25 protein-coding genes are annotated in these 25,330 nt (G+C 51.7%); 13 read left to right on the top strand and 12 right to left on the bottom strand.

Features of this window, described 5'->3' with window-relative positions:
• The first annotated feature begins 14 nt into the window (after nucleotides 1–14).
• Both IX84_RS05980 and IX84_RS05975 read left to right on the top strand, forming a co-directional pair.
• Nucleotides 15–1,445: a transglutaminase-like domain-containing protein gene (locus IX84_RS05980; RefSeq protein ID WP_052515797.1), complete on the top strand. Its 1,431-nt coding sequence runs from the start codon at nucleotides 15–17 to the stop codon at nucleotides 1,443–1,445.
• A 195-nt stretch (nucleotides 1,446–1,640) separates the two neighbouring features.
• Complete coding sequence (locus tag IX84_RS05975; protein ID WP_044217522.1) at nucleotides 1,641–2,600, top strand: T9SS type A sorting domain-containing protein; 960 nt, start codon at nucleotides 1,641–1,643, stop codon at nucleotides 2,598–2,600.
• A 167-nt stretch (nucleotides 2,601–2,767) separates the two neighbouring features.
• On the opposite strand, the gene IX84_RS05970 is transcribed toward IX84_RS05975, so the two are convergent.
• The 4 genes from IX84_RS05970 to porM form a co-directional block, all read right to left on the bottom strand.
• Nucleotides 2,768–3,283: a gamma carbonic anhydrase family protein gene (locus IX84_RS05970; protein WP_044217520.1), complete on the bottom strand. Its 516-nt coding sequence runs from the start codon at nucleotides 3,281–3,283 to the stop codon at nucleotides 2,768–2,770.
• A gap of 5 nt (nucleotides 3,284–3,288) precedes the next feature.
• On the bottom strand, nucleotides 3,289–4,218 hold the full coding sequence (locus IX84_RS05965; RefSeq protein ID WP_052515796.1) for a calcium/sodium antiporter: 930 nt from the start codon (nucleotides 4,216–4,218) through the stop codon (nucleotides 3,289–3,291).
• Nucleotides 4,219–4,330: 112 nt separating this feature from the next.
• Nucleotides 4,331–5,149, bottom strand: a complete 819-nt coding sequence (porN, locus tag IX84_RS05960) for a type IX secretion system ring subunit PorN/GldN (protein WP_044217517.1) — start codon at nucleotides 5,147–5,149, stop codon at nucleotides 4,331–4,333.
• 17 nt (nucleotides 5,150–5,166) lie between these two features.
• Nucleotides 5,167–6,684 carry a type IX secretion system motor protein PorM/GldM gene (porM, locus tag IX84_RS05955; protein ID WP_044217515.1) on the bottom strand — a complete coding sequence of 506 codons (1,518 nt, stop codon included), beginning with the start codon at nucleotides 6,682–6,684 and terminating at the stop codon, nucleotides 5,167–5,169.
• 308 nt (nucleotides 6,685–6,992) lie between these two features.
• Between porM and tatC the strand changes: the two genes are divergently transcribed.
• The 3 genes from tatC (at nucleotide 6,993) to IX84_RS05940 (ending at nucleotide 9,906) form a co-directional block, all read left to right on the top strand.
• Nucleotides 6,993–7,832: a twin-arginine translocase subunit TatC gene (gene tatC / locus IX84_RS05950; protein WP_044217513.1), complete on the top strand. Its 840-nt coding sequence runs from the start codon at nucleotides 6,993–6,995 to the stop codon at nucleotides 7,830–7,832.
• The gene (locus tag IX84_RS05945; protein ID WP_044217511.1) at nucleotides 7,832–8,290 is read left to right on the top strand and encodes a hypothetical protein; all 459 of its coding nucleotides are present in this window, start codon (nucleotides 7,832–7,834) and stop codon (nucleotides 8,288–8,290) included. The genes tatC and IX84_RS05945 overlap by 1 nt, the downstream gene beginning before the upstream one ends.
• 116 nt (nucleotides 8,291–8,406) lie before the next feature.
• Nucleotides 8,407–9,906, top strand: a complete 1,500-nt coding sequence (locus tag IX84_RS05940; RefSeq protein ID WP_044217508.1) for a Do family serine endopeptidase — start codon at nucleotides 8,407–8,409, stop codon at nucleotides 9,904–9,906.
• 105 nt (nucleotides 9,907–10,011) lie between these two features.
• On the opposite strand, the gene IX84_RS05935 is transcribed toward IX84_RS05940, so the two are convergent.
• The gene (locus IX84_RS05935; protein ID WP_044217505.1) at nucleotides 10,012–11,544 is read right to left on the bottom strand and encodes a hypothetical protein; all 1,533 of its coding nucleotides are present in this window, start codon (nucleotides 11,542–11,544) and stop codon (nucleotides 10,012–10,014) included.
• 224 nt (nucleotides 11,545–11,768) lie between these two features.
• Here IX84_RS05935 and IX84_RS34310 point away from each other — a divergent pair, with 224 nt between their 5' ends.
• The 4 genes from IX84_RS34310 (at nucleotide 11,769) to IX84_RS05920 (ending at nucleotide 13,979) form a co-directional block, all read left to right on the top strand.
• Nucleotides 11,769–11,900, top strand: coding sequence for a hypothetical protein (locus IX84_RS34310; RefSeq protein WP_262501614.1), 132 nt, complete (start codon nucleotides 11,769–11,771; stop codon nucleotides 11,898–11,900).
• Nucleotides 11,901–12,047: 147 nt separating this feature from the next.
• Complete coding sequence (locus tag IX84_RS05930; protein WP_152604938.1) at nucleotides 12,048–12,860, top strand: hypothetical protein; 813 nt, start codon at nucleotides 12,048–12,050, stop codon at nucleotides 12,858–12,860.
• A gap of 219 nt (nucleotides 12,861–13,079) precedes the next feature.
• Nucleotides 13,080–13,397 (top strand): hypothetical protein, encoded by a 318-nt coding sequence (locus tag IX84_RS05925; RefSeq protein ID WP_044217499.1) that lies wholly within the window; start codon nucleotides 13,080–13,082, stop codon nucleotides 13,395–13,397.
• A 141-nt stretch (nucleotides 13,398–13,538) separates the two neighbouring features.
• Nucleotides 13,539–13,979, top strand: coding sequence for a hypothetical protein (locus tag IX84_RS05920; protein WP_152604937.1), 441 nt, complete (start codon nucleotides 13,539–13,541; stop codon nucleotides 13,977–13,979).
• Here IX84_RS05920 and IX84_RS05915 read toward each other — a convergent pair.
• On the bottom strand, nucleotides 13,930–15,003 hold the full coding sequence (locus IX84_RS05915; RefSeq protein WP_044217494.1) for a transposase: 1,074 nt from the start codon (nucleotides 15,001–15,003) through the stop codon (nucleotides 13,930–13,932). The genes IX84_RS05920 and IX84_RS05915 overlap by 50 nt on opposite strands.
• A 146-nt stretch (nucleotides 15,004–15,149) precedes the next feature.
• On the opposite strand from IX84_RS05915, the gene IX84_RS05910 reads away from it, so the two are divergent.
• Both IX84_RS05910 and IX84_RS05905 read left to right on the top strand, forming a co-directional pair.
• Nucleotides 15,150–15,353 (top strand): hypothetical protein, encoded by a 204-nt coding sequence (locus IX84_RS05910; RefSeq protein WP_044217491.1) that lies wholly within the window; start codon nucleotides 15,150–15,152, stop codon nucleotides 15,351–15,353.
• 31 nt (nucleotides 15,354–15,384) lie between these two features.
• On the top strand, nucleotides 15,385–15,804 hold the full coding sequence (locus IX84_RS05905) for a hypothetical protein (protein WP_044217489.1): 420 nt from the start codon (nucleotides 15,385–15,387) through the stop codon (nucleotides 15,802–15,804).
• Between the two features lie 2 nt (nucleotides 15,805–15,806).
• Here IX84_RS05905 and IX84_RS05900 read toward each other — a convergent pair whose 3' ends face one another.
• The 4 genes from IX84_RS05900 to IX84_RS05885 form a co-directional block, all read right to left on the bottom strand.
• Complete coding sequence (locus IX84_RS05900) at nucleotides 15,807–17,591, bottom strand: serine hydrolase domain-containing protein (RefSeq protein ID WP_044217486.1); 1,785 nt, start codon at nucleotides 17,589–17,591, stop codon at nucleotides 15,807–15,809.
• 157 nt (nucleotides 17,592–17,748) lie between these two features.
• On the bottom strand, nucleotides 17,749–19,383 hold the full coding sequence (groL, locus tag IX84_RS05895; protein WP_044217483.1) for a chaperonin GroEL: 1,635 nt from the start codon (nucleotides 19,381–19,383) through the stop codon (nucleotides 17,749–17,751).
• A 36-nt stretch (nucleotides 19,384–19,419) separates the two neighbouring features.
• A complete protein-coding gene (locus IX84_RS05890; protein ID WP_039724101.1) occupies nucleotides 19,420–19,701 on the bottom strand; it encodes a co-chaperone GroES in 282 nt (93 codons plus the stop codon).
• Nucleotides 19,702–19,899: 198 nt separating this feature from the next.
• Nucleotides 19,900–20,799 carry a hypothetical protein gene (locus IX84_RS05885; protein ID WP_044217479.1) on the bottom strand — a complete coding sequence of 300 codons (900 nt, stop codon included), beginning with the start codon at nucleotides 20,797–20,799 and terminating at the stop codon, nucleotides 19,900–19,902.
• Between the two features lie 92 nt (nucleotides 20,800–20,891).
• On the opposite strand from IX84_RS05885, the gene IX84_RS05880 reads away from it, so the two are divergent.
• Together IX84_RS05880 and IX84_RS05875 are read left to right on the top strand one after the other, a co-directional pair.
• Entirely contained in the window at nucleotides 20,892–22,205 is a 1,314-nt protein-coding gene (locus tag IX84_RS05880) for an acyltransferase family protein (protein ID WP_044217477.1), read from the top strand.
• A gap of 21 nt (nucleotides 22,206–22,226) precedes the next feature.
• The gene (locus IX84_RS05875; RefSeq protein WP_044217475.1) at nucleotides 22,227–23,819 is read left to right on the top strand and encodes a sulfatase family protein; all 1,593 of its coding nucleotides are present in this window, start codon (nucleotides 22,227–22,229) and stop codon (nucleotides 23,817–23,819) included.
• 10 nt (nucleotides 23,820–23,829) lie between these two features.
• Here IX84_RS05875 and IX84_RS05870 read toward each other — a convergent pair whose 3' ends face one another.
• Together IX84_RS05870 and IX84_RS05865 are read right to left on the bottom strand one after the other, a co-directional pair.
• A complete protein-coding gene (locus IX84_RS05870; RefSeq protein ID WP_044217472.1) occupies nucleotides 23,830–24,567 on the bottom strand; it encodes a DUF6503 family protein in 738 nt (245 codons plus the stop codon).
• Nucleotides 24,568–24,577: 10 nt separating this feature from the next.
• Nucleotides 24,578–25,132 (bottom strand): class I SAM-dependent methyltransferase, encoded by a 555-nt coding sequence (locus IX84_RS05865; RefSeq protein WP_044217470.1) that lies wholly within the window; start codon nucleotides 25,130–25,132, stop codon nucleotides 24,578–24,580.
• Nucleotides 25,133–25,330 lie beyond the last annotated feature (198 nt).

The raw sequence follows: 25,330 nt of genomic DNA, 5'->3' as shown, positions 1-25,330 counted from the left end.
CAAGTCCATACGCCATGCGAAGCTTACTGTCTGCACTAATCTTGCTGATGACTTATTCTTTGTCCGCTCAGACCGGCTTTCCTGATATTGATCAGGCTATAGCCGAAGGGGAATACCGGACCGCTCAGGACCTCATGGCCAGCCGTATTGCTGAAGGAGGGCTGGAAGAAACCACCGCCTATCAGCTACAACTACAGTCCGCTCTGCTCGACCGTATCAAGCTCGACTTTTCGCGGGATGAAGCCTACATCCGGGAGACGCTGGGCGCTTACTTTCCCAACCTGACCGATGCACAGCTGCAGGCATGGGAGGAGAGCGGCGAACTGGAAATGCGCGTTATTGAAGGCAAAAAGCGCTACTTCCGTAATGCCGTCTGGAACCTCTTCCGGGTAAATGCGGAAGCCAAAGCCCGGAAGGAGGAAGTGGATGGCCCCGGCAGTCAAACCCTGGACAGTTTCCTGCAGGTGTACCTACCCCGCGCTGTGGAGGCGGTAAAAGGGGAGGAGGCTGCCATTGCCCGCCCCCGCACCCTCAAGCTCAACTACACCCTGCGCGTAAAGCCCGATGCCGTACCCCACGGTGAAATGGTCCGCGCATGGCTGCCCTATCCCCGTCCGAGCCGCGACCGCCTGGCCGCACCCCAATTGATCAATGCGAGTGAGCCGCATTACATTATTTCGCCCCTGAGCTATCCGCATACGTCCATTTACATGGAAAAGCCGGCAGTGGCGGGGGAGTGGACGGAATTCCAGTACGAAGTATCCTACACGGCTTACGACCACTGGCAGGATTTGTGGAATGCGAAAGTGGAGCCTTATGACACCTCCTCCATGCTGTACCAATACTACACGCAGGAGCGGGCACAGCACATCCGCTTTACGCCGGAGGTACAGCAGCTCGCTAAGGATATCGTTGGCAATGAGCAGGACCCCGTTCAAAAAGCCTGGCTCATTTATCAGTGGATTGGCGAAAATATTCCCTGGGCTAGTGCGCTGGAGTATTCCACCATGCCTAATATCCCGGCCTACTGTATCGAAAATCAGCGGGGGGACTGCGGAATGAAAGCCTTGCTGTTTATCACCCTCTGCCGCTATGTGGGCATTCCGGCAAAGTGGCAAAGCGGGTGGTTCCTCTACCCCGTTAGCAAAAACCTGCACGACTGGTCGGAGCTGTACTTCGAGGGGCTGGGTTGGGTGCCCGTTGACCCCGATTTCAACCTACAGGCCATTGAAGACCACCCGGAGGCCCGACGCTATTTCTTTGGTGGGGCCGATGCCTACCGCCTGATTGTCAACGATGACTTTTCCGGCGATTTCTTCCCGGCCAAGGTGCACCCCCGCAGTGAAACAGTGGACTTTCAGCGGGGCGAGGTGGAATGGCGTGGGGGGAATTTGTACTTCAATCAGTGGCGGTACAATATGGAGGTAGAGTTTGTAGAAGAATGACTGTTGTCAGTGTTGAAATCTCTTCTGCTCATGATAGCTAAATTTTAAGGGTTTTATAAATTAAGCTGCCTGTCTAGTCATTTTGGGAACTCCACCACTATAATATCGCCAAGTAATATAACTTCTGGCGTTTATTACTTGGTATTAGATTTGGATGGCGAGGTTATTGGTTCTATTCTAATAAAGCTGTAACGCATGAATATTCAAAATTTTTTTCTGACGATCATTGTAGTAACTTTAGTTATTACAGTCATCACTGCTACTACAGCCTATTGTCAACAAAATGCAAGGTTTCAGGTCGCCTTATATTTTGAAGATGCTGCTGGGAATAACGATTCGTTATTAATTGGTTTCGATGCAAATGCTTCTAATGGCTTCGACCCGGAATTTGGAGAAATCATGGATGATTCTCCTATGAATGCTGTATTCGATGTTCGGGCAGTTGACCCTGATAATTATTCTCCTTTTTCACAAGAGCCTTTATACCAAAGCTTAGTTACCCAATCAACAAATGGCGCCCCGGACGCTAATCATTGCCTAACCGGAGGTGGAGCATATGTTTTCATACATGCCGTTCACCAGCCTGTCAGAGTATGGTGGGATCAAAGCCGATTCCTGGATACAATCTGCTACCGGGGGGCTTTCCTGACCAATCAAATAACTTGGGAACTTACGGAGGTATCTGCCGATGATTTCCCGGGCATCACCTACTGTATGGCCGAAACGCCCGAAGGTGTTTTTGAACTCACTACAGAAGCATTTAATGAGGACCCTGCGTTAACAAGGCTTCAAATAGAGCACGAAATAGAAGGGCAGGGAATGGAATCTATTTATGGCTTGTCTATGGCTGTGGGTACAGCCGTTTACCTTCAGGACCCCTGTTATTGGGTTACGAAAACCTCAGATATTTCCCTTGTTTCTTCCATTAGCTTATATCCTAATCCTTGTCATGATTTTTTGATGCTTCAGGGGCAGGGTGTGGAAAAATTAAAGCAGGTTTTACTATTCAATAATACTGGGCAGCAGCTTGAAGCTCATGCCTTTGAGGTGGGCCGTTATTTTAATTTTACCCATCTGCGAGGAGGAAGCTATCATTTGTTTGGCGAATTGAATAGCGGAGCCGTTGCTTATCTGGGTCAGTTTGTCAAAATGTAATTGGCTTTGCTAAGTTTGAAAGTAGGGGGAGCCTTAGATGGGCAGAACAGGTATTCCCCTCTGCCAACAGTAGGAGATGCGACTCCATGATCTATCTATACAGGTTCTACAAAGTCTTCTGTAGATATACCGCCTAATGCACCCGTCATCTGATACTCGGCAAAACACTACTCCTTAAACCAGCTGCTGTACATCACATAATTATTAGCAATCCGCTCTATGGAATCGCTAAAGGCTTCGGCACTTAGGGCTTTAACCTTGCGTGCCGGCACCCCGGCGTAGATGTAGCCGGATTCCAGGTGGCTGTTTTCCAGGACTACCGCACCTGCCGCGATCAGCACGTTTTCTTCCACCACGGCGTGGTCCATGACGATAGCGCCCATGCCCACGAGCACGTTGTCTTTGAGGGTGCAGCCGTGTACCAGCGCCCGGTGCCCGATGGAGACGTTGTTGCCAATCGTTGTCGGCGCCTTTTGGTAGGTGCAATGGATAACGGCGCCGTCCTGCACGTTCACTTTGTTGCCCATACGGATGCTGTGCACATCGCCCCGGATGACCGCCTGAAACCAAACGCTACAGTCGTCACCCATCTGCACATCGCCAACGATGGTGGCATTTTCAGCCAGGTAACAGTTGTCGCCAAATTGAGGGAGGATGCCTTTTACAGGTTTGATCAGTGCCATAAGGATTAGATTGCGGATTCGATAAGCTGCCCGAAGAAGAAAGCGTAGAACATCAGCAGAAGTACGCCTTCCCAGCGGGTGATTTTTTTATTGTTGGCCATGATGCCGAACAGGATCGTCATGGCCACCATAAGGGGCAGGAACAGCTCGTTGATATTGGTGGGGATGACCAGCTTCCCAAAGAAGGAAGAGACGCCCATCACGATATACGTATTGAAAATATTGGAGCCCAGCACGTTGCCCACAGCGATAGAGGCTTTGCCCCGGCGGGCAGCATTGAGGCTCACAATGACCTCCGGAAGGGAAGTGCCCAGGGCCACAGCAGACAGTGCGATGATTTCCGGATCAATACCCGCAAAGGTGGATAGTTTGCGAATGGCCAAAATGGTGTAATCGGCACCGAGGTACACAAAAGCCCCCCCGATGATGAGCATTGTATAGGTTTTCCAGGTTACAGTGGGGCGTTCGATTTCTTCGGGTTCCTGCTCGCTTTTGAAGCTGTAGGCCAGAAAGACCACAATGCCCATGATGAATAGGATACCTTCAAAGAGCGAAAAGTGTAGGTCTCTGAGCACAAACCACAGCAAAAAGGCAGAGCCCCAGAGGAAGGGCATATCCACGTGCCAGATGTTGTATTCCAGTTCGATTTTATCGACGACCAAAGCCGCCAGCCCCAGCACCAGGGCTATATTGGTGATGTTGGAGCCCACGACATTGCCGGTAACGATTTCCGATTCGCCACTGAGTACAGAGGCGATAGAGGTGGCCAGCTCCGGCAGGGAAGTGCCAAATGCCACAATGGTGACCCCGATGATAAAGGGCGAAACCCCCAGCGATAAGCCAATCTGCTCGGCGGAGTCAATAAACCAGTCTGATGCCTTCAACAACACACCCAGGCTAACGATAAACAGCCCGGCATACATTAATATCTCCATAATCTTTCTTCTGCGGCGGGGCACAGTTCTTTCCTGCGCCCCTTACGCTTATTTTTAAGCGTGCCGCAAAAGTAACAACTAGAATGGACTTTTGTGCTCTGGCCATTAAATATCAATACGACCAGAGGTCATGCTCAAAATTGAAGATTTCCTGTTCCAGCTTTTGCGATTGCTGCAGGAGGTCCACACCGGTGTAGGTGCCTTCCAGGCGCTCATCATGTATGTTGGAGGCCTTCATGATGTAGCTGGAGAATTTGCGCATGTCAAAAACATCAGCCCAGCTCATGGGGCTGTGGGCGAGGCCATCGGTTGGCGCCTCTGCATGAGCAAGTAGTTCGCGCGCATCTGGGTAGTAAATCCAGAACAGGGGGCGCTCGTACCGGAAGTTGCCGTTGTCATCGTACTCCTCAATAAGCGGTGCAATACCGAGGATGCGCACCTGCAGGGTAGAGGTCCGGGTATCAAAAAACCAGTGTTCTTTAATGCGGAAGCGCTTCACATCTTCCGGATTCAGCTCATCCTTAACCACCTGGTAAATTTCCGTATCGGTGTCAAAGTCATAGATGGGTACCGTATCAATGCGGTAGAGCATGCCGGTGACTTCCTGTTGAGAAAGCGGCAGGCTGAACTCGTCGTTAGCGGTGCTAAACGCCTGCAGCCTGCCGGACTCCACTGCTTCGGTCAAAAGGGTCACAAAAGGTTGTTTGGGGTAGCGGAAAGGGAGGTTGATTTTCTCCCGCGTGTCAATGACCCGCCACACGCGTTTTTCCCATAGAATGTCGGCTTCCCGTATTGGCGGATAGGGCAGGGGACGCTCTTCATGGAGGAGGGTGCGGTGGGTGATGTCATTTAGCGGCAGCCGGGTGCTTTCGGTCTGCGCAAAGAGGGGCGTGAGCAGCAGGCTCAGCGCCGGGATCAGATAATACTTCATTTTCCTTCAGTTTTGAGTTAACGAATTTTGAATATGAGGCTGTTCAGTTCACGGGCCGGGCCGGTATCGCCCGGGCAACGCACTTTTACTTCATTAAAATAGTAGGTATCTCCATGCTCTGCCGCGTCGATGAGGCGCCGGGCAGTGCCGGCAAAGCGGGCGCCCGAATTGTGGGCTACTGCGATATCTGCCTGTTCGGGTTTGCGGACGACCTCAAAGCCGGTGATTTCACAGCGCGCCTGGAAGTCGAAGTTGTCCAGCACCGGGATGATACCCTGTTGTGCCCGGAAAGTACCAGCAGGCAGGGTGCCGCCGCGCTTTTGAGCAATTTCCAGGACGGGGTCCGGTATTTTCTTAACCCGGTATTCGAAGTTAATTGGAGCCAGGCCTTCGCCGGATACCGTGATGACAGCTTTGCCAGGCTTATCAGGCCGGGCGATATAGGCACTACCGCCCAGCGGCTGCAGGTCCGTGCCACTGGCATTGACCCTCATCGTCGCGCTTGGTATACCCGCTGCTGAGATGGTGACTGGATTGTCCACCCCGGCATAAAGCACATTCATTTTATCGGCGGCTACTGCCACCGCCTGTTCGCCTACCTGGAACCGGAACGGCCGCTCAAAGCGCTGCACGGTGCCCGTCACAGGATCTTCCAGCTCGATCCGGGCGATGTGCTCATGTTGCCCAGGGCGGGAGGGCGAAGTGGTAAACGTGGCTTTCCCACCCTCTACCCGCAGCGGCTGCCCATCCACACTAATGCGGATATTGTCAGCGGTGCTGCTGTAGGCCGACAGGAAAATCTCACTTCGATAGGTGTCCCCGCGAATGATGTAGCTTTCGGGGGCAGCGACAACGGCTTCGTAGGCATCCATGACGATCTGCGCGCCCATTTTGCTGAGGAAGTAGTTGAGAATAGCGGCTTCGGCCACTTCTGCATCGTTCTCAAACTTGCGCAGGATAGGCAGGACTGCAGCTACGGGCATTTGCTGAAAAGTATGCGCTTCCCAGGTAGGTTGAGTGGCATCTGGGGGCAGAGCGGGTATGCTCAGCGGAATACTAGCTTCCAGCCGGCGCCTTTGTTCTTCGTTTTCAATGAGGGAAAGGAGATCTTGCCGGGCCTGCAGGATAGCCGTTTTGAGTGCTTTGCCATGCCCCTCATTGATGAGAATGCGGGTGGGGATATCCTTGTCGGTTTCCCTTGCGGGAATACCCTGCTGATCGAGCCCGCCGGCGGCTTCCACAATATCCGCCCTGACCTGCCGGAGCTGCTCTTGCAACTGCCCGGTAATTTGACCCAGCTTTTCGGCCTTAGCCACATAGGGCTGGTATTGTTCGTAAGCCTCTGCTTCTTCCCGTATAGCCTGAAGCATCTGCTCATTGGAATACTGTACCACGGCGCTGCTCTCGCCCAGGCTGCGGTCAATAGTGAAAAAGGCCTCCAAAATTTCGGCAGACACATTGAGGGCCAGCAGAGCGGTCAGCACAATATACATCAGATTGATCATCAGCTGCCGCGGATCTTTAGGTATGGACATGATCGTTTGGTTGTGGGCAGACCAATACCAGGGCAAGCGCGGTGCAAGCCAAAAGCAGGCATAGGGCGGTCAGTCAGGTGCAGCGTGCCAAATAGCGGTGCTTACCAGGCCCGGTTAAATAATAAGACTAAACGATGATCCTAAAAAACTAGTTAATAATTTGACAGAGGAGCGAAGGTTTTACCCTTGGTTTTTCCGATGTTGTGCCCTCATAATGCTGTGGTTAGCATCCGTTACAGGGGCTAAATGTTAAAATTGCCGGGGACCGGTTTTTTGTTACTTTTGCAGATGAAAATTAGCAGACGCATATGCCACTCGACCAAATAGACGTAGACAAGCTCGGTACCGGGGAAGAGACTCAGGAAATGACCTTCCTGGAGCATCTGGAAGAGCTGCGCTGGCACATCATCCGGTCTCTTGTAGCCGTAGTGGGCCTTGGTATTGTATTGTTCTTCTTTCAGGGGTGGCTGTTTGATACGGTCATCTTCGGGCCGACCAAAGCGGATTTCTTTTCCTACCGCGCCATTTGCAGCCTGTCGAACTCGGTAGGCCTGGGGGATATGATGTGCTTTGTGCCACCGGATTTCCCGAAAATTGCTACGGGATTCGGTGAGCCGTTCATCATGAGCATCAAGGTCTGCTTCGTCATGGGGCTGATTATAGCCTTCCCCTACGTGCTGTGGGAGTTTTGGAAATTCATCAAGCCCGGCTTGTATTCCAAAGAGCGGAGAGCGGCTCGTGGCATGGTGGGCATCTGCTCAGGCTTGTTTATGCTCGGTGTGCTGTTTGGGTACTACATCATTTCGCCATTCGCTGTGAATTTTCTCGCAGGCTACCAGATTCCGGGCGTGCAGAATACGCCTACGATGTCGTCCTTCATCAACTACATGATCATGTTTACGGCACCGGCCGGGCTGATCTTTGAGCTGCCCATCATCGTCTACTTCCTGTCTAAGGTAGGGCTGGTGACGCCGGAGGGCATGAAAAAATACCGACGTCATTCCATCATCGGCACCCTGATGCTGGCCGCGATGATCACCCCGCCGGATGTGGTCACGCAGTTTCTGATCGGCATTCCACTCTATATCCTGTACGAGGTCAGTATTGTAGTTTCCGCCCGTGTTAACCGAGAAAACGAAGAATTTTAATGCACCGACTATCAAGTAATGCGACTTTACTGCTGAAGTTTTTCATTCCGGTTTTCTGGATTGTCTTTTTTGGGGCCAGCACCCTTGCTGCCCTGTTCTATCAATACGACTATGTGGGCAATACGCCTGCCATTTATTTCAAAGGGGGCATGGTCTTCTTCTATGTTACCGGTGTGCTCCTGTTTGCCTTCACCCTACTGCGCCTCAAGCGGGTGGAAGCGGATGGCGACTTCCTGTACGTCACCAACTACTTTAAAACAGCCCGCTACCCTTTCCACAACGTTTCCAGCTTCCGGTTGAGCCGGTTCCTGTTCCTGCAGCTCGCCACCGTTCAATTCCAGGAGTCCGGCATTTTCGGTAAACGTATCTTTTTCCTGGCCAGCCGCCACCTTGTGGATGGCTACTTCGCTGCTTATCCTGAGCTTAAAGCCCGGCTACTGAACGAGGAGGAAGGGTGATTCTGCTTACTGTTCCTGTCAACTGTCATTTTTTCAGCTTCACTCCAATTGGTATTTCTTTTGATGCCCCTTAGGTAAGGTTTATCAAGTTCTGAGTATAAAAAACAAGTGAAGCAATGAAAAAGCAACTCTTTTTTTCAGGGCTTACCGCATTGTTTGTGACCTTGGCAACGATAGGCATTTACCATGCTGTAAGCAGTGACCGTCAATCTGTCACCATAGAGCATATCAACCAAACGCCTGCACAGTCTGCTGTGTGGCAACTCGATGAAAATGGGGATCCCATACCGTTGGATTTCACAAAAGTAGCCGAAGGCGTTGTTGACGCTGTAGTCCATATCAAAGCGACGAAATCTTCCCCGAATCCCATGCCCCAACAGCGACTGCCCCGGGAAGTCGATCCTTTCCGTGACTTTTTCGGGCCCGATCGCTTTTTCCGGTTCGAGCAGCCCGGCTCTTCCCGCCCGCAGGTGGGCACGGGGTCCGGAGTGATTATCAATGAAAATGGCTATATCGTCACCAACAACCATGTGATCGAAGGGGCAGATGATATTGAGGTTGCGCTGACCGATAACCGCACTTTCAAAGCTACGATTGTGGGCACCGACCCCAGTACTGACCTGGCACTGTTGCAAATCAAAGCCGAAGGACTGCCTACGCTAAAATTAATGAATAGTGATGATGTCCGGGTTGGGGAGTGGGTTATGGCCGTAGGATATCCGCTTGGCCTTAATTCCACCATTACGGCAGGTATTGTGAGCGCTAAGGGGCGCAACATCAATATTCTGAAGGAAAACTTCGCTGTGGAGAGCTTCATTCAGACCGATGCCGCTATCAATCCCGGCAACAGCGGGGGCGCGCTCGTCAATCTCAACGGTGGGCTCGTAGGTATTAATACGGCTATTGCCAGCCCCACCGGTGCCTACGCCGGTTATGGTTTTGCGGTGCCCGGCAATATCGTGAGCAAGGTGGTGGAAGACCTGCTGCAATTTGGCAGCGTACAGCGGGGCGTACTCGGTATTATGATCCGCTCGGTAGATGGCAATCTTGCCAAACAGGAAGGCTTGACCGTGACGACTGGTGTATACGTAGACAGTTTGTTGGAGAACAGTGCTGCCGGTGCTGCCGGGGTGCTGCCTGGCGATGTGATCACAGCGGTTAACGGAGAAACCGTTCAGAGCAGCTCCGAATTGCAGGAGCAGATCGCCCGCTATCGGCCCGGCGATGAAGTGCGGCTCGAACTGCTTCGGGAAGGAGTGCCAACCACCATCGCAGTAGAGCTTCGCAGCCGCTATGGCAATAAGGTGTTGGCTAAAGGTGAAAAGCCACACGCTGTTCTGCAAAAGCTGGGCGCTGAGCTCGAAACCCTGTCGGCTGAAAAAGCAAAAGCATTAGACATTGAAGGCGGTGTGCAGGTCAAAGCCCTGTACAACGGTAAAATCCGGCAGTTTACCAATATGCAGGAAGGCTTCATTATCACCAAAGTGGATGGGGAGCCGGTTAGGGACAAGGAAAGCCTGATTGCAAATCTCGAAGATAAGTCTGCCGGTGGGCTCCTTCTGGAGGGCATTTATGAAGATGTGCCCGGAGAGCGGTACTATGCTTTTGGGTGGTAGCCTAAGCTTCTGAAGTACGCATCTTGCCTGCACCTATTGGATTGAGTCGTGATTTTTGACCGTTGAAGGCCAGGCAGCCATCAGGGCTTTAGCGTGAAAATATTATCAAATGATTCGGTCTGGTCTCATCAATGTTTCCATCGCCAAAGCCCACAGGTGCTCGTAAGGCATATTTTCCACCTCATGTGGTGTATCTGCAAACTGCAGCAGTTGCTGCCCCATTTCCCGGAGCAGGTCTGCTGCTGCTCGCTGTGCTGCCTCCGGGTTATAGTCAGCATCCGGAATTTTAGAGAGCGCCTTGATGAAACAGTAGGACCGGTAATTGTCATCAGTCGCTTTGAGGTGGCGGCCAGCGTATTTTTCCAGCGCCTGCATGCGGTCGTAGGCCTCCTCGTACCGGTGCAGGTGGAGCAGGTAAATGGCGTGGACGATTAGAATGGGAATGTTCAGGCCCCGCTTGTCCTTAGAAAATAATGGCACCTGATTAAGCAACCGGGCCGGGCGGAGCTTCAAACGCTTTTCCTCCGTCTCTGACCGCTTAATCTTACCCATCGCAATCAGCAGGTGGACATAAGCTTCAAAGAGGTACCATTGCTCCTGATTGGCTGCCGAAAGATGAGAGAACCGCTTGTGGTTCCGCGCTTGTTTGAAGACCCGGTAAGCCTCCTGATAATTTTGCTGGTGCAAGCGGAAAAAGACGAGCACCTCCATGCCTTTGTACCAGTTGTGAGAGCCGGGTAAATTCAAGCCTTCGAGTTGGGTAGCGGCAGCTTCTGCTTTTTCAAATTGGCCGAGCATAGTGGCGGCAACTAGTGTAGGATGAAGGAATGCAGCAATAGCAGGAGGAGTAGCTGCTTTCCTTTTTTCCAAATCGGCGATTGCTTCTTTACAGACTTTCAGGGAGCCGCGGTAGTCATGACGGGTAGTGCAGGCTAGTTTGGCAATAGTAAAATAAAAAAACCTGAATCTATAAGACTCACTTTCCGGTAATTCCTTCTCAAGCTTTATTTTGTATTTTTCTGCAAGTGCCGCCACTTCTGGTTTTGTACTTCTTGAGGTATTATAATATCTGATTATATCATAATACAAGCTTTCTGCTTTTACCGAAAGGTTAAGGTCTAGAAGGCTCTTATCAATGATAGCTTTAGCTTCCAAAAGCTTTTTATGATTATCGGTAAGTAATATATATTTGGATTTGATAATCCTAGCCAGTTCCAGTATTTCTAAAGTCGCCTCATACTGTATTGCCGGTTTTATAGTCTTCTCTGCTAATTCAACAGCGGCATGTGTGGCACCTTTGGCAGCTAAGATTCTTGCAGCAACTGCATTCTTTCGAATATGATACATAGCATTTTGCGATTCACTAAACATCGGCTTCTTAATATCCAGCAGAAAGACAGCATTGACCAGTCTCCGAAAGAATTTATTGCGGAAGTTGCGGTATTGGGTAAAGGAAGCCGACTTGTCTTTTCCAAAGAAATACTGAGCCGCATCTCGCTCGGTGGGGAGTTGCTCGGCAACGAGCAGGTCATAGAATTCATCATAGCGGTTCGGGCTGTCTTTGTCCAGCCCGATCACTTCCATTTGCTTTTTCTTGTGCTTGGTGACGATGTCAACGAGTTCACGTAGCGCTTTCATATTGGCGTTAGTTAGGGCACACGGGGCACCGGGTTTAGAATATTGAGAGTTATGGAGTTTTGCGCAATTGTCGTTAAGATAGGTATAAATCTCAAATAACAGAAAAGTCGAAGTGTTTTTTATTGTAATAATGAGGTATTAGGAAATGAAAAGTTTGTCCTTGAGCGGGAAGGTCAATGGTAATAGTTTTGTTCTATCCAATTAACCATAAAACATTTTGAAACATGATACCAGCAATTATCGCGCTCCTGTTGTCGCTCAATCTGATTACCTCCGCTGCTGAATGGGATACGCTCTCTGATGCGGAGCAAAAAGACTTAATTGAAGTAGTTGAGACAGATATAGATATGTCTTAGCTAAAATGGGGTGTTAGGAATGGGAGGTTTTGTCTTTGACTGGGACGGGCAAAACCGGTAAATTTGGAAAGTGTACAAATTGTAATGAGCATTAGCCACAGGCACCTTGCTTTTTTGCTGTAAGCTAAACTTAAAAAAACCTGGAATATGAAGTTGTTGCCACTATTTATGATCCTGATGGGCGTGCTCCTGTTTGCCGCTTGCGAGAAAGACTGCCTTGATCCTGCCAACCCGGAATGCGCCAACTATGACCCCTGTTTAGCCTACGAACCGGCAAATGCGAGTTTTAAAATGCTGATTATTCCAATATCGACGTACGACTGGGATTGTGATGGGGGCGAGCCCAGAGATCTTGAGTTTGAAGTTGACACGGTTTTTGCTACCGGTGGGGATATCTACTTCCGGGCAGATCAGACCGAGCTGCAAGCGAGTAATGTCTCTTATGAGTGGAGGGTAGGTGCAGACCCTCAGGTATGGACCACGCGGCAGTTCAATCTGGGCTTTTTAGAGAATGCAGTTGGGGATGTACCCGTCACGCTGATCGTAGAGAAGATCAATCCTGATTTATGTGGTGGCACTGCCTATACCCGCGATACGGTCACAAAGATACTTCACGTAAGGGAACCGCTGGACAACACATACACAGATGGCAGTTGGTCGGCCGTATTTGGCAAATGGGAGGGTTATAATACAGATGATGAATCCAGGACTTTTCAAATTGAGTTCAAACCGGGCTGGCGTCTGGAAGGGCTGTTTGATGGGTGCATTGTTGAGTCCCCAGACCTTTCTATTGGCCTGAAACAATTTTACATCGCTGCCCTGGGCAAGCCTGACTGCAACCGGGTATGTGGGGTAGGAGCCCTGTCTCCAGACCGGCGGGAGCTCTCAATGGACTACAGCTATGATGGTGCCAACGGGGAGCGTGTGTCCAGGACCTTCAAGGGAGTGAAGGTGGAGTGAGTGCAGGAACGATTATAGAGGGAGTAGGCGCTGTACTTAGCGGAGCTTGGAACAGGAGCATCAGTAGGAGCAATTGGAGGTTTCCCCGGCGTAGCTTTAGGTGTTTCTGCTGCTGCGATTTTCGGCGGCGTTCATGTGGGACACCAGCTGCATGAATGTTGGGAAACCTACATCCGTGATTGCCAGGAGATTTGTGATTGTCAATAAAAACAAAGTATCATGTCAAACATTATTCAAACTATCCGCCAATCCTTCAATCAGGTAGAAGTTTATGACTTTTTTGGTCAGAAAATGACCAATAAAAGGATTGGTACCTTTTTTGCCCTGCTTGCGGCAATTTCCTTTTTGCTACATGCGGTGGTCGGTTTACCAGAACCTTACCAGTACCTACAGCAGGAGGTCATAGCCCTTAATTTGGTTTTTGCGCTAATCAGTGTATTTGTATTTAGCCGCCCCACAGGTTTTGCTCTGCTCTCGCTATTCTTTATTGTAATTACCATTGCAATGCTATATCAGTTGTGGATGTTTGGTGCTTAAAGTTACGCTAAGATGATAGGGATGGTGGGGCAGAAGTAGTTTCTCCCCACCATTATTTAAGTACTTGAATTCAAGCGTAGATTCAAATGATAAATGTTTTTTCATTTACTATTTGAACTTAAGAAATCAGAACAAAATCTCATGCAAAACTCATTCTATTCTGTGGTATGTATGGTAACCCTACTTCTTACTTCAAACTGGAACTTAACTGCACAAAATCCATGCAATGAGATCCTGAAAAAAATCCGTTCAACATACCCATGGATGGGGGTTACCCTGGAGCAAGAAGAACAAGATTGTACGACTCAGCTACAGTATTCGCTGGACTCTTTGTATACGGCACTGCTCAATACGCCGGATTTGACGAAAGAACAGCGGGAGTATGTGCGCAAGGAGGTGATCCGGATCAACAAGATGTACGGCACAGGCTTCAATCTAACTGAAGAAGATTGGAGAAAGGTTAAGTTCTATAAGGATGGAAATACGAAAGCCTTTATCCGTTATTTGGAATTCATTGCCGTACACTTTTATTTTACGGGAAGTTCTTTGAAAATTGGAAAGAAAGATTTAAAGCATGCCTAGCATAAAATCGGACAGCCCTCAGTCCAATCTGAAACACGGACAAGCTATCGATTCGGTCTTTACGGCAGAATTTACCCAACTGGGCTGAGGTTCGGGCATCAAACTCGAACAAGATACAGATGATGAAAGCCAGGCTAGCCACGATCAAGAGATTGAACAAGGTTTGAGGCTCTTCAATCCTGGTTTTATGAATGTGGAATCCGCGAGATTTGATATCGCCGAAAAAGGTTTCAATGTGATACCTCTTTCGGTAATATGTTTCGGCTTGCGGGCCATATTCCAAGCTGGTCAACAGATACAAAGGTCGGTCATATCGGGTCCGGTCATGCCAGAACAAGACATTGACTGGCCCAAACCCTTGCTTAGTCACATACATTTGGGGCAGGAACAAGCTTTTTTGACCGATACTTGCGGCCAAATGGCCAAAAGCCGAAGCATTCTCCATGTTCGGATGATCGGCTACCAAAGTATCCTTCGCCGTTTTTAGCACGTACTCCCAACCGTGAGCCAAACAAGACTGTTGCAACTCGCAGCCGTCGAATTCGGCATCTCCCAGCAGGAAAATCCGGCAATCCTGTTCCAGGATACTGTCCATAAGCATCGCCACTTGACCGATAATGGCCACGTGCATGTGTTCCGGGAAATGGCCTTTGGGAGCTTTACGAACTACCCAACAAATGGGAATGGCTCGCCTGCGCCAGATTACACTGACCATCAGCGCCATGCAGTCTTTGCCCACACAGGAGCCATCGATGGCCAGAACTAACTCTCCAGCCTTGCTCAGAGAGTGGAGAATCGGAAGAAGGTAGGGTATAAAGTGTACCGTGACATCGGTCCACTTATTTTGCAACCAACGCTTGGCCTTCTTGACCCGACTTTCCAGGTCAGTGGGGTCTTCCATATGGCGGCCCAACTCTGATAGAGATGCCCGGCCACCTTTGATTAAGGCACCTAATAAACCAGATAAGACGGTTAATCGACGCAAGGCGTTGCCTTGTGGAACCTCAGATTGATGCTTTATCAACCATTTTTTAGATCTTTGCAGAACGACATTTTGAAAGGGTTTTCTGCAAAGATTTTTAAAATCTCAGAAAACCCTTATTTTTTCTGTCTCTCTTTCCAAACTTTCAATGAACTTTTTGCCGAGCTAAAAGTGTACGGCAATGAAATTTGGAAGACTATGCCATTAACTTCCAAAAGCAGCAGCACATTTTAGACAGTATTGCTGAATACCGGAGAAAGCTCTATGATGAGGTTATTTGGCCACAGCTCAAAGCTGCCAAAACAGATGATGAGAGAAGGGCAATTGCCGCAAAGTACCCCGAAATCGTGCGCTTTATTGAGAACTGCGGTAATGAAGAACGTATCGAATAAACAATCAAACACCTAAAAAGGCCATATCACTATGCTCCTACACATCACCTTAGGCAACCCCCGCAAAGCCTGCCGCCACTTCGGTATCTGCCACATTGCCCTTTGGAGTGGCGTCCCGTTGGGACCCCGGCAGTGCCTGGCTCAGGTGGAAGGGCTTCCGCCTGGCGAAGAGGGAATACCTTTCCGGTTTCTTAGGGCCTCCCTGACTACAGAGCTGATCCTTCAGCATTTCACGCCTTACTTTCGGGTGGAAGCGCCCTGCCCTCTCCCGAAACAACTGGGCGGAGGCGTAATACTACCGGGCTGCTACCGGGTGGAGTGGGACGAAGCTGATGCCGTGGCGCATTTTGATGGCCACCCTGCGCTGACAGCTTGTGAAAAACAGTTGCTGTCCCGGCTCAATAAAAGAGTGAATGGAGCACAACAAGAAATCCTAACTCAAGGCTGCTAACGTCAATCTCTTTGAAATTCAAAGCCGCTAAACAACAGCTTCCCATCGGGGAAAACCGAGATCGTGTGGCCGGTGCTCCGGGCATAGGTGTAGCCGACTGCATCCTGATCGTTCAGAGGGTGCAGGGGAAAGGACGTATTGAGCCTTTCTACGGGCGATACCAGTGTAAAAAGAAGCACACCGTCTTTCAGGCGGAGTGTGGCGGTGGTCCCCTGCGTGCGGTAGGGAAACTCAGGTGGGACAGGAAACGGATCTCCGGTTAGCTCGTAAGTGCCTAACGCCGCTTCCCAGGTGGCACTTACGGGCTGTGGGTCCACTCTTTTGCCGAGAATAGCGCTGGCTTGAGAGGAAGGAATGACCCCGCGCAGGTAGGTTTCATCCCCGATCCTGACGAAGGTGTACTCCCGGTCTTTCCTTTTTTTAGGGAAAATGCCATACCGCAGGATGGTCTCGGTAAAAGCGGGGCCTTCACCCTCGCGTTTCATGACAACTCTATACTTGCGCCATTTGAATTTGAACTTATCAGGCTGCTTCACCTTTACGGGCCCAAACCATGAATTGTAGGTGCCAAGCCTTTCTTCAGCCGTGGCCAGTTCCAATGGGGGATGAGGTGTCGTATCGTACCGGTGCAGGTCCAGCTGCTTTTCTGTTTCGGCATAAAGCTCGAGCAGTTTAGTTGCATTAGCTAAACTTTGGCCTTTATCGGTGTTCGTAAGGACTACTGCCCCAATGCCGAGCTCCGGAATGTACCCAAAGGAGGCGTGGTAGGCGTAGGTGTTTCCGGAATGCCCGCTGTAGGTTACCATCGTCGTGTCGCCCCGCTTTGCGTCTTTGGCCATCATAGGCTCCAGCAACAAGCCGTAGCCATACTGCCTCCGGGTTGGAATAGTGAGTGCTCCAAGCTGGTTTTGCTGCATGGCCTGGAACAATTCCCGGTCCAATACCTGCTGCCCGTTGAGTTCGCCCTGATTGAGGTGGAGCATCGTATAGCGTGCCAGGTCTATCGCATTGCTGTGCACCATGCTTGACGCTACATCCCTGAGGGGCGGTTCATTCATAGCCATGTCGTTGATGTAAGCTCGTGCATACCCTTCTGGAAATGGAGCGCCGGGGGGCAGTATGCCGGTATGCCCCATGCCCAGGGGCTCGAAAATATGCGCTTGCAAATAGTCGGCATAGGACTGCCCGCTTTTCCGGGCAATCAATTCCCCCAGCAATCCATAACCAATGTTGGAGTAAGCCATCAGGTGCTGCGCAGGCCCAATGGCGTACTGATGACTCAGGGCCGCAGTAGCCCACGCCTGGTCCGGAGGATTGGTGGCGAAAAAGCCATTGAGCAGGTCGCTGGGCAAGCCTGCCGTGTGGCTAAGCACGTCTTTGATATACACGGGCTGAGGACGGCCATCTTCCCGGCTTTTTATGCTGAAATCGGTCAAATGGGTTCCCAGCCGGTCATTGATGTGCAATTGTCCTGCCTCCTGCAACTGCAGTACCGACAGGGCAGTAAATGATTTCGTGACAGACCCTACCCGATAAAGGGTGTGCTCGTCGGCGGCAAGGTGTCGTTCGCGGTCTGCAAAGCCATAGCCGGTGGCGTACACAATCTGGCCATTATCTACGATGGCAATGCTCGCACCAACCACTGCGCTGGCTTTCAGTATAGCCTTGAAGTGGTAGTCGATTCTCGATTTGGCGTATTTGCTGATTTGATCGTAGGGCTGTCCCGTAGCGGTAACCTGAAGGGCCAGGATAAACAGCAGAAAGCAAATATTTTTCAGGCGCGTCATCTCGGTAAGGGTTTGGTTTCTTGAAAGCGCAGCAATCATCAGCAACAAAAATAAAGCAAAATTTGAAATTTCTACGCGTGTCCGGCCAGCCAAACAAAATGCCCGCCCCGGCAACAGCCAGAGGCGGGCAAAGCGTCCATAAAATGAACAGAGTGGTTTACATCATGTCATCGTACATGCCGGCACCAGCCATCGCTCCTTTGTCCTTAGGCTCAGGAGCATCATTGATGGTGCATTCGGTCATCAGGACCATACCGGCAATGGAAGCGGCGTTCTCAATCGCAATGCGGGAAACCTTGGCAGGGTCGATCACGCCGGCTTGCTTGAGGTCTTCGTAGTTGCCGGTGCGGGCGTTGTATCCAAAGGACCCCTTACCGTCGAGCACGCGCTGCAGCACCACGCTGCCCTCCACACCTGCATTCTCAGCAATGGTGCGGATCGGTGCCTCGAGGGCCTTGCTCACAATGCTTGCTCCGATAAACTCGTCCTCATTGTCGAACTTCACCTGCCGCAGGGCACCGATGGCGCGGACGAGAGATACGCCACCGCCAGGCACAATGCCTTCTTCAATAGCCGCCCGGGTCGCGTGCAGGGCGTCGTCTACGCGGTCCTTCTTCTCCTTCATTTCCACCTCTGTGGCAGCGCCTACGTGCAGCACAGCCACGCCGCCGGCCAGTTTCGCCAGGCGCTCCTGCAGCTTCTCGCGGTCGTAGTCAGACGTAGTCTGCTCAATCTGCTGCCGGATCTGATTGACACGGGCCTGGATCAGGTCTTCCGTGCCGCTGCCGCCTACGATTGTGGTGTTGTCCTTGTCCACCTTGATCTTCTCGCACTGACCGAGGAGGTCCAGGGTGGTATTCTCCAGCTTGTAGCCGCGCTCCTCACTGATGACGGTACCACCGGTCAGCACGGCAATGTCCTCCAGCATAGCTTTGCGGCGGTCACCAAAGCCTGGCGCTTTCACCGCTACTACCTGAAGGGTGCCGCGCAGGCGGTTAACCACAAGGGTGCTCAGCGCTGTGCCCTCAATGTCTTCCGCAATGATCAGCAGTGGCTTGTTCTCTCTTGAAGCGGCCTCGAGCACCGGCACGATATCCTTGACATTGGAAATCTTCTTGTCGTGGATCAGAATGTACGGATTGTCGTACTCGGTCACCATCTGCTCTGTATTGGTGGCGAAGTAAGGCGAAAGGTAGCCGCGGTCAAACTGCATGCCCTGCACCTCGTCCACATAGGTTTCTGTGCCTTTGGCCTCCTCTACGGTGATGACGCCATCGGTGGTCACCCGCTCCATTGCATCGGCGATCAGCTTGCCAATTTCCTCGTCGTTATTGGCAGAGATGGTCGCCACCTGACGGATTTTCTCAAAATTGCCTTTGATAGGCTCGGCCTGCTCGCGGAGGTTGTCCACCACGATTTTGACCGCCTTGTCGATGCCCCGCTTGAGGTCGATCGGGCTTGCGCCGGAGGTTACGTTCTTCAGCCCGGCGGTGATCATAGCTTGCGCCAAAACGGTAGCGGTGGTGGTGCCGTCACCGGCAAGGTCAGCCGTTTTGCTGGCCACTTCCTTTGCCATTTGAGCGCCCATATTTTCGAGCGGGTGGGAAAGTTCAATCTCTTTGGCCACGCTTACCCCGTCTTTGGTGACGCGGGGCGCGCCGAAGCTTTTCTGAAGGACCACATTGCGGCCTTTCGGGCCCAGGGTCACTTTAACAGCGTTGGCCAGCTTGTCAATGCCGGCTTTGAGGTGTTCGCGGGCACCGTTGCCCCAGTTCAGTTCCTTAGCTGACATGTTTCAAAAGTTTTTGAGCGTTAACCAAAATGAAGATTAGTTGAGGACGACCAGGATGTCGTCTTCGCGCATGATCAGGTACTCATGCTCGGCATACTTTAGCTCCTGCCCGGCATATTTGCCATAGAGCACCCGGTCGCCTACATTTACCGTAGGTTTGATGCCTTCCTTGCCAGGGCCCACAGCGACGATCTCGCCCTGCTGTGGCTTCTCCTTAGCCGTATCCGGGATGATAATGCCTCCTGCGGTCTTGTCCTCTGCCGGTAGTGGCTTTACCACCACGCGGTCGTTGATTGGTTTGAAATGTACTTCACTCATGTCAAACAAAATTTTGGTGATGAATTGCCTGACACCAGCATTCAGAAAGGGCGGTGTCTGAAAATTCGACAAGCAAATCAGATGCCAATTCCGGTGTCACATATACTGTGAAAAGGATCGGATGACAAAAAGTCAGTGAATGGCTCGGTAAGGCAAGGCCCAATCAGGGAATCAGGCGCTGTCAAAATGTCAATCCTGTCATTTTTTACGCTTGCCGTGAAGCCAGGAGCAATGCCTGAGCAAATGCGCAAACTGCTGCCGCTCGTGCAGTACCGCATTATGCCCCAGGTCCGTATGCCAGAAAATCGTGCCGCTGTCCGGCAGGGCAGGCAGCGGTTGCCCGTTTCTGCTTTCCACTTCCGTAAATGGCATCCCCCAGGCTTTGAGGCTGTCCCGGAAGCCAAGGGTGGTGGAGTAAGTACCCCCTTCATCGGTGTAGAGCAGGACAAGGCGGGGTCCGCCCCGTTCCAGCCACATCGCATATTTTTCCAGCTGCCCGTACAGCCCGTCGAACAGCCATACCTCCCGGATCGGCTCCCCGCCCTGCTGCAAAATGTAACTTATGACCCGGTAACCGCCGCTGTGCCCGGAGAGGATGAGGTGCCGGTGCGGCAGGCTGCGGAGGTTCAGGTGGCGGGCGGCTACACGGCTGACGTCTTCCATGAAAGCGGCAAAGGCTCCGTTGTTTTCCAGTTTTCCGCCGTTGGAGTCCGGCGCGTTTTTGGGGCCTTGCGGGATCACCAAAATGGCATTTTTGCCGGAAGCAGCAAGTTGCTCCGGGAGGTTGAAGGTGGCCAGCACACTGTCCACGCTATTCCACCACCCATGAAAGTGGACGATATAATTAGCTGAGTCACTCCGCTCAAACCCTGCCGGGATAAAAAGGGCTACGGTGCTGTCCTGATAGTGTTTTTCCCGTGGAAAATGCTTTCCATTGTAGTCGTGCCCATCTGCCCGGGCGGCTGCCGGGAAGGGGGCGGTAGGCAGAGCGGTCATTAAAAGGGTACCTCCGGCATACGGCTGTACTTCCACCGGCTGCGCCCGGAGGTGAGCAATGGTGATGGTTAGCAGCAGGTAGAGCAGGGTTATTCGGGGCATAGGGCGCAATTTTATTTACGTCAAACTACTTATGGTGTTGGCAGGGCAAAAATAAATTTTGTTTCTTCAGGTTACCAATTGCTAAACCAGAAATGACAGCCACAACAACGAAAAATCAACGCCTCATCTCCCTCGACATCTTCCGGGGGATGGCCATTGCCGGTATGATCCTGGTAAACAACCCGGGGTCCTGGTCTACGGTATACCCACCTTTGCTGCATGCCAAATGGCATGGCTGGACACCTACCGATTGGGTGTTTCCCTTCTTCCTTTTTGCGGTGGGGATGGCCATTCCGCTGGCATTGGGCAAGCGCCTGGGGCAGCCACAGGGACAGATTTTGCGCAAAATTGGCATCCGCAGCCTGCTCATTTTTGGGCTGGGGTTGCTGTTGGCGGCTTTTCCCCATTTCAAGCTCACAGCCGCTGTACCATCGGGGTTGCTCCTGTTGCACTATGTACTGGTTGCGGTATTTGTGGTGAGCTTGTTTTTGAGGGGCATCGCTCTGGGGCAAAAACCGGTAAAGGCCACCCTCGCGCAACGGTCGTGGTACCTCGTCCTCGCTTCCGGGGCAGGCATTGCCTTCATCGGGCTGTTTTATGCCGATTACAGCACCCTGCGCATTCCCGGGGTACTGCAGCGGATCGCCATCGTTTATGCCATTTGCGCACTGCTTTTTCTCAATACCTCCTGGAAGGGGCAATTGGGCATTGCCGTAGCATTGCTGTTGGGCTACTGGGGCATCATGGCCCTCGTGGCGGTGCCGGGCGGCATTGCGCCCAATTTGGAGCCGGAAACCAATCTGGGCGCCTGGTTCGACCGAACGCTACTGGGCACCGGGCACCTCTGGAGCCAATCCAAAACCTGGGACCCGGAAGGACTGCTGAGCACCTTGCCGGCAATTGCCACAGGCATAAGCGGTATGCTGGTGACCTACTGGATGCAAAACGAGGCGGATGACCGCCGGCGCTTTCTGGGGCTCCTTGGGGCGGGCGTCGTGCTTATTGCGTTAAGCGAGCTTTGGAACCTGGCTTTTCCCATCAACAAAGCGCTGTGGACCAGCTCCTATGTCCTGCACAGCAGCGGCGTTGCCCTCGTCTTCCTAAGCCTTATCTACTGGCTGGCGGATGTGAAAGGTTACACTACCTGGGGTAAGCCATTCTATGTGTATGGGGCTAATGCCTTATTCGTGTTCGTCCTGTCAGGCTTCGTTGCGAAACTGAGCTATACCATCAGCTGGGAGGCGGGCGGACAGGCCGTGACACTCAAAACCTGGATTTACGATACCTTTTACACCTCGGTTCTCAGCCCCTACAATGCTTCCCTGGCGTTTGCCATCACGAATGTGCTGTTTTTCTGGGCGCTGGCGTGGTTGCTGTACCGCAATCGCATTTACATCAAAGTTTAGAAGTTAAAACCAAGCTATACCATGAGATTATCTTTTTTACTCCTGTGTTTTTTGTGGGCCAGTCTTTCCTTCGGGCAGGGCACGCCGGAGCGGCCCAATATCGTTTTTATGATGGCCGATGACCACGCTTATCAGGCCATCAGCGCCTACAACAATAAGCTGATCCAAACGCCAAATATTGACCGGCTGGCTAAGGAAGGGATGTTGTTCACCAACGCTTGCGTAACGAATTCCATCTGTGCGCCTTCCCGTGCTGTCATTCTTACCGGCAAGCACAGCCACATCAATGGCAAAATTGACAACCGTTTTCCTTTTGATACGACCAACGTGACCTTCCCGCAGCTGCTGCAGGATGCGGGCTACCAAACCGCCATGTTTGGCAAGCTCCACTTTGGGAACAGCCCCAAAGGGGTGGATGAATTTAAAATCCTGCCGGGACAGGGCAAATACTATGGCCCCCGTTTCATCACCAACACAGGAGACACGATCATCAAAGGCTACACCACGGATATCATCACTGATCTCACCCTCGATTGGATGGACAACCGCCGTGATCCGGACCGCCCCTTCATGCTGATGTACCTGCACAAGGCGCCCCACCGCGAGTGGCTGCCCCCACAGCGCTACTACGAGGAATACCTGAAGAAGACCTTCCCGGAGCCGGAAACCCTTTTTGACGATTATGAAGGCCGGGAAGCAGCCCAACAGGCGGAGATGAACCTCCTGGAGCACATGAACTGGTCGGGCGATTCCAAAATTTACCCGGAAGTCATGGAGGAACTGGGCATTGAGCCCACCACGGATTGGGATATTAATGCTTTCAAGCACGAAGTGGAGCGTATGACGCCGGAGGAAAAAGCCGCCTGGCACGCCGCTTACGGCAAAATGAATGAAGACTTTAAGGAGCGCTATCCCAAGATGAGCGAAAAAGAGAAAATGCAGTGGCGCTACCAACGCTATATGCAGGACTACCTGGCCAGTATCGCGGCAGTAGATGAGAATGTTGGCCGCCTGCTCGATTACCTGGATGAGAATGGGCTGACTGAAAATACGATCGTCGTCTACACCTCCGATCAGGGCTTTTACCTGGGCGAGCACGGCTGGTTCGACAAGCGCTTCATCTACGATGAGTCTTTCAAAACCCCACTGCTGGTGCGCTGGCCCGGGCAGGTGGAGGCCGGCTCCGTCACGACCGAAATGGCACAAAACCTCGACTTCGCCCAAACGCTGCTGGAGGTAGCCGGTGTGGAAGCGCCTGATGACATGCAGGGCGAAAGCCTGGTGCCTCTGCTCAAAGGAGACACCTCAGCCTGGAACCGGGAGGCGGTGTACTACCACTACTATGAGTATCCGGCCGTGCATATGGTAAAGCGCCACTACGGCATCGTTACTGAAGACTACAAGCTCGTGCACTTCTACTATGACATTGATACCTGGGAGCTCTACGACCGCAAGCGTGACCCACTGGAAATGAACAACCTGATCAATGACTTCGCCTACTCAGAAATCCGGGCACAGCTGGAAAAGGAGCTACAGGCCCTGCGGGTGAAGTACAAAGATTCTGAGGAATTGGATCAGCACTATATTGACCTGTACAAGCAGGCGGACCGATGATGACGCTGTGCTAAAGGGTTTCGATATTGATGACAATATCTGAGCCCAGGTAAGTGGTGTCGGCCAGGTTGTACCAATGCCGCATGCGGGGCAGCTGCATATTGTTGAACGAGACAAGCCCGTCGAGTTCAAGGTATTCCGCAGCGCCCTCGCCGGCTGCCCGGTACCCTCTGAGCTGATAATCGGCCCGGTCGAAGTAAAACATCCACTGTTCACCAATGATCGGGTTGTTGAGGCGGGCGGAGACGGCGTAGCAGGCATAGGGCCCAAAGTCTACGGCATCTACGGTTTCCCCAAGGGAGACTTCCGGTGTGAACAGGGTCATCGGCAACCCCGTTAGCAGCTGGTAAAAGCTTTGATAGCCCTGAGTGCGGTCACATTGCAACCGGTATTGGTTTACGGTGGCAGAGTCGGCAGGGTCCACGGCCTGATCATCAATAAAGCTGTAGCAGCGCTCTGCATCAATACCCCGCCGCACAACCGTGCCTTCGTAATCCCGCGTCACCTCAAAGGTCTGTTCGGGCAAGTTGATCAGAATGGTGCTCTGCCGCTCCGGGAAGTTGGTCCGGGGCTCATCGATCACCATTCGAAACTGACTGGTGAGCCATCGCTCATCCGGGTCATGAAATTGCATGCTTTGGCGGAGGACATCAGGTGCAGAAGGCAGTTCACTTACCGATTCTTCATTAGCCTCTGGAGAGGGGGTGCAGGCAGAAAATAAGAGCAGGAATAGCAGGAGTCGGTTCATCTATGGTCGCTTATCGTTTCTGGCTCACCAAAACAAAGGCAGGTGGCACATTGATGGGCACGAAATTGGTATCCACATTGCCAAAAATAGCATTGTACAGCGGACGCATAACAAGGGAGTAGTGGACTTGGATATACAAGCCTTTTTTCTTAAGGTATTGGTGCGCCTTGCCAACGATGAGGCGCCCAAGCTCTTTGGGCAGCGCTACAAAGGGAATGGCGGAAACGACAAAATCTATTTCCTCTGCACCGGCTTCTGCCAGGTATTTGCCAATATGCTCTGCAGAGTCTTCCACTACAATAAGGCGGTCATCCTGTATCGCCCGCATCAGTGCACAAAACTTGGGGTTCACCTCAAAAGCGATCAGCTTCGCGTCGGGGCGCATATTGCGAAGGATATGCTTAGTGATGACCCCGTCGCCGGCACCTAATTCAACAATAACCTTAGCCTGCTCAAAATCGATATGCTTGATCATGCCCTTGCAGAGCTGTTTGGAGCTGCGGGTCAGCGTGCCTACCGTTTGGAGGTTTCGAATGCCCTCTCTGAAAAATTCTATCGTTCCCATTCATTTTTTATTAAAGTCGCAAGATCTCTCTCATGCTTGCTTACTCCCATTCCGGCCGCAACCTGGCATTGCTCAACTTTTCATCAGGGCAGAGATTGGGGTCATGGAAGCGTGAAGCACAGACCGCTAAAGTACGAGGATTTTCGCAGAACAGGTAACCTCCTAATCGGGCACGAGAAAACCGGAGTCCGTATGGAC

Origin of the sequence: Phaeodactylibacter xiamenensis (assembly GCF_000759025.1) — a bacterium.
Taxonomy (GTDB): Bacteria; Bacteroidota; Bacteroidia; order Chitinophagales; family Saprospiraceae; genus Phaeodactylibacter; species Phaeodactylibacter xiamenensis.
This window is presented reverse-complemented; position numbering and strand designations above follow the sequence as displayed.